The 605-nt window shown below is 66.8% G+C and carries 1 protein-coding gene; it reads right to left on the bottom strand.

Going from position 1 to position 605, the window contains the following annotated elements; translation table 11 throughout:
* On the bottom strand, positions 1–605 hold a 605-nt coding region (locus tag LZ005_RS21545; protein ID WP_237811119.1), incomplete at both ends, for an Ig-like domain-containing protein.

The raw sequence follows: 605 nt of genomic DNA, 5'->3' as shown, positions 1-605 counted from the left end.
CCGGCCTGGTCGGTGACGCGCGCCGTGAAGACTTTGTTGCCATCGCTACCGAGGTCGCCGCTGGTGACGCTGACATCGACATAGCCATTGCTGATGTCGGTGCTGCTCAGCGTCGCCGTAACGGCATGGGCCAGCGCGGAACCACCGAGCAGCAGCTCGGCCACATCGCCTGCGACTGCGCTGGTGCCAGCAAGGCTGATACGGACTGTCGGGGCCAGCGTGCTGGTGATGTTGTCCGAGTTCGACAGGCCGCTGTCGGAAGCGCTGCTCAAAGCAAGGGCCGTGCTCGGTGCCGACGGAGCGGTCGTGTCGAGCGTGACGGTCAACGAGCCGCCGGCCGTGCCCACGTTGCCCGCCTGATCGGTCACGCGGGCCGTGAGGACTTTGCTGCCATCGCTGCCCAGATCGCCGCTGGTGACACTGACGTCAATGTAGCCGTTGCTGATGTCAGTGCTGCTCAGCGTCGCCGTGACGGCATGGGCCAGCGAAGATCCGCCGAGCAGCAGCTCGGCCATGTCACCGGCGACGGCGCCGGTGCCAGCCAGGCTGATGCGCACCGTCGGGGCCAGCGTGCTGGTGATGTTGTCCGAGTTCGACAGACCGCT

The organism is Massilia sp. TS11 (genome assembly GCF_022012445.1).
Lineage (GTDB): Bacteria > Pseudomonadota > Gammaproteobacteria > Burkholderiales > Burkholderiaceae_D > Telluria.
The sequence above is the reverse complement of the archived record's forward strand: the minus strand, read 5'-3'. Positions and strand labels throughout refer to the sequence as shown.